The sequence below is a fragment of the Protofrankia sp. Cj3 genome (genome assembly GCF_917627355.1).
In the GTDB taxonomy this organism is placed as follows: Bacteria; Actinomycetota; Actinomycetes; order Frankiales; family Frankiaceae; genus Protofrankia.
In genome coordinates this window covers 1-3,400 of sequence record NZ_CAKJTR010000309.1, presented here as the reverse complement: position 1 = coordinate 3,400, position 3,400 = coordinate 1, and the positions used below count along the sequence as shown (strand labels likewise).

General features: G+C 68.6%; 5 protein-coding genes. All 5 read left to right on the top strand.

Features of this window, described 5'->3' with window-relative positions; translation table 11 throughout:
- Positions 1–411: tRNA (adenosine(37)-N6)-threonylcarbamoyltransferase complex dimerization subunit type 1 TsaB (locus MJ783_RS22840; RefSeq protein ID WP_370651790.1), on the top strand; the 411-nt coding region annotated here is incomplete at its 5' end.
- A gap of 29 nt (positions 412–440) precedes the next feature.
- Positions 441–974, top strand: a complete 534-nt coding sequence (gene rimI / locus MJ783_RS22835) for a ribosomal protein S18-alanine N-acetyltransferase (RefSeq protein WP_239313870.1) — start codon at positions 441–443, stop codon at positions 972–974.
- 47 nt (positions 975–1,021) lie between these two features.
- The gene (gene tsaD / locus MJ783_RS22830; RefSeq protein WP_239313873.1) at positions 1,022–2,053 is read left to right on the top strand and encodes a tRNA (adenosine(37)-N6)-threonylcarbamoyltransferase complex transferase subunit TsaD; all 1,032 of its coding nucleotides are present in this window, start codon (positions 1,022–1,024) and stop codon (positions 2,051–2,053) included.
- A 109-nt stretch (positions 2,054–2,162) separates the two neighbouring features.
- Positions 2,163–2,477, top strand: a complete 315-nt coding sequence (locus MJ783_RS22825; RefSeq protein ID WP_239313867.1) for a hypothetical protein — start codon at positions 2,163–2,165, stop codon at positions 2,475–2,477.
- Positions 2,477–3,400 (top strand): UDP-glucuronic acid decarboxylase family protein (locus MJ783_RS22820; RefSeq protein ID WP_239313864.1); only part of this gene is annotated, 924 nt, incomplete at its 3' end. The genes MJ783_RS22825 and MJ783_RS22820, both read left to right, overlap by 1 nt.

The following is a 3,400-nucleotide window of genomic DNA, read 5'->3' as shown; positions in this document are numbered from 1 at the left end:
TACGGTGTGTGCTCGTTGGACGGCATCGGCGCCGACACGTCGGGCAGGGTGGCCGTGACGACCGACGCGCGGCGCCGGGAGGTGTACTGGGCGGTGTACGACAGCGGTGAGCGGGTGGCCGGGCCGTCCGTGGGCCGACCGGGGAGCGTTGTCGAGGAGTTGCGGGAGATGGCGGTCCGCCGGGTGGCCGGACCGGGTGCGCAGCTGTACCCGGACGTTTTCGCCAGCCTCGGGGAGCCGGTGGAGCCGGTGGAGCCGGCGACCGGCCCGGGGTATCCGTCCCCGGTCACCCTCGCCCGCCTGGCCGGCGCGAGCGTTCTGGCCGGCCGCCCGCCCGCGCCGCTCGTCCCGCTGTACCTGCGCCGGCCGGACGCGGCCGAACCGCGCCCGCCGAAAGCGGTGGCTGTGTGACCGGCCAGCTGACGATCAGGACAGACACGGTGACCGAGGATTCGCCGGCACCTGGGCGTGGCGAGGTGGCGCTTGTGCGCCTGCGCTGGTGGCATCTCGATGAGATTGTCGAGCTGGAACGGGACATCTTCGCCGAGGACGCCTGGACGGCCGAGCTGTTCTGGTCGGAGCTGGCACAGGGACTGGCGCGGCACTATCTGGCCGCTGTGCGCGGCGGGCGAGTCGTCGGTTACGGCGGGCTTGCCGTCCACGACGGCGAGTCCTATGTGCAGACTCTCGGCGTCACCGCGGACTCCCGCGGCAACGGGGTGGGCACCCGGCTGCTGGCCGCTCTGCTGCGCCATGCCCGGATGTGCGGTGCGCGCCGTTGTGACCTGGAGGTACGGACCGACAACAGCACGGCCCGAACTCTTTACCACCGGTTCGGCTTCGTCGATCTCGGCCTGCGCAGGGGCTACTACCAGCCGTCGGGAGCCGACGCCTACGTGATGTCGGCCCGTCACATAGACACCCGTGACTACGGCGAGATGCTTGACGCGGTGGAGTCGACGGTGTCCCGGTGAGCGGGGTCCGCGCCGGCCACGTCCCGCCGGCGCGGAGTGACGCGCCGTTGGTGCGGGGTGACGGGCCGTTGGTACTGGGTATTGAGACCTCGTGCGACGAGACCGGAGTGGGCCTGGTCCGGGGCGGGCTTCTGCTCGCGGACACCCTCGCGTCATCCGTGGACGAGCACGCGCGTTACGGCGGGGTGATTCCGGAGATCGCCGCCCGTGCGCACGTCGAGGCGATGGTGCCGGCTGTCGACCGGGCGCTGTCCCAGGCGGGGCTGCGCCATCGTGACGTGGACGCGATCGCGGTCACCGCTGGTCCGGGCCTGGCCGGGGCGCTGCTCGTCGGAGTGGCCGCGGCCAAGGCATACGCGTTCGCGCTCGGCGTCCCTCTTTACGGGGTCCATCATCTGGCCGCGCATGTCGCGGTGGACACCCTTGAGCATGGGCCATTGCCCGGCCCGTCCATGGCGTTGCTGGTCTCCGGCGGGCATTCCTCCCTGCTGCTGGTGCCGGACCTCGCCACGGGCGCGGTGATCCCGCTCGGGGCCACGGTCGACGATGCCGCGGGCGAGGCATACGACAAGGTTGCCCGGCTGCTCGGGATGCCGTTCCCCGGCGGGCCGCCCATTGACCAGGCGGCTCGTGACGGGAGCCCCACGATCGCGTTCCCGCGCGCGAAGGCGGGCGACGGTACGTTCGACTTCTCCTTCAGCGGGCTGAAGACCGCGGTGGCCCGGTGGCTGGAAGCGCGCAACCGGGCGGGTGAGCCGATACCCGTCGCGGCTGTCGCCGCGTCGTTCCAGGAGGCTGTTGTGGATGTGCTGACGGCCAAGTCCGTCGCGGCCTGCCGGTCGCACGGGGTCGACACCCTGGTGATCGGTGGGGGAGTGGCGGCGAACAGCAGACTGCGGTCGCTCGCGGCGGCGCGCTGTGCGGCCGCTGGTATCACCTTGCGGGTGCCCCGGCCTGGATTGTGTACCGACAATGGCGCGATGGTCGCCGCGCTGGGCTCCCTTCAGGCCGCCGCCGGTGTCACCCCGTCCTTGCTGGACATGTCCGCTTCCTCGACCCTTTCGCTGGAGCGGCCCTGAAGCCTGCCAGGCGCGAGCGGGACTGTGATCGTGCGCTCTGTGGCCAGGCCTTGTCGCGTGCCGGTACCTCGTTGGTCCCGCCTTGCCCACCGTGGTCGAAGATGTGGGTGTGGTTGATGTGACGCGCATGTGGGAGGCCCATGCGGCCGATGGCTGCCTGGAGGCCCTCCTGGCCTGGTTGGACCAGGCGCTGGGAGATGCTCCGGCGGAGGTCTACCGCGGTGCCGGCGGCAATGGTGACGTGGTGGTCGTCCTGCTTCATCCGCATGGCGGCGAACTATCGGTGGGTAAACCATCGGCCGCTGCCGCCGGGTCTGTTCTCGATGGTGTTCCGCCGAGCTTTCTCGTGCGTTCCGCGCGGGCGTGGGACTTCGTGCGCGTATCGTCACGCGGACCGAATACCGATGACCAGGAGGGGGCCTGATGAAAAGAAGCGTTGTCACCGGAGGTGCGGGTTTTCTGGGATCACACCTGTGCGAGCGGCTGTTGACCGAGGGCCATGAGGTCCTTTGCCTGGACAACTTCGTCACGGGGACCCCGGTGAACGTCGCTCATCTTGCGGACCGCGAGTGCTTCCGATTGATCCGCTGTGATGTGACGGATTACGTCCATGTTCCTGGTCCGGTCGACTACGTGCTGCACTTCGCGTCGCCGGCAAGTCCGATCGACTATCTGAATCTGCCGATCCACACCTTGAAGGTGGGCTCGATCGGTACGCTGCACGCCCTCGGCCTGGCCAAGGAAAAAGGCGCGCGTTTCATACTGGCGTCGACCTCGGAGGTCTATGGTGACCCGCAGGTCCATCCGCAGCCGGAGAACTACTGGGGCCATGTCAACCCGGTAGGTCCGCGGGGTGTGTACGATGAGGCGAAGCGGTTCGGCGAGGCGCTCACCATGGCCTACCGCCGGAGCCACGGTGTGGATACCGGAATCGTCCGGATTTTCAATACCCACGGGCCGCGGATGCGCCCTAACGACGGCCGTGCGATCCCCGCCTTCGCGACCCAGGCGCTGCGCGGCGAACCGATGACGGTGGCGGGTGACGGCAGCCAGACCCGGTCGATCATCTACGTCGATGATCTGGTCGAGGGAATCGTGCGGATGATGTTTTCTGGTCATCCTGGTCCGATGAATATCGGGAACCCGTATGAGCTGTCGATCATCGAGCTCGCCGAGCTCGTCCGTGAAGTCGCCAAGAGTGAATCGAAGATCTCATTCATTCCGCGGCCGGAGGATGACCCGACGATCCGGCAGCCGGACATATCGCTGGCCCGCGAGGTTCTCGGCTGGGAACCAGTTGTCGACCTGCGGACCGGTCTCGACACCACGGTCTCCTGGTTTCGGGAG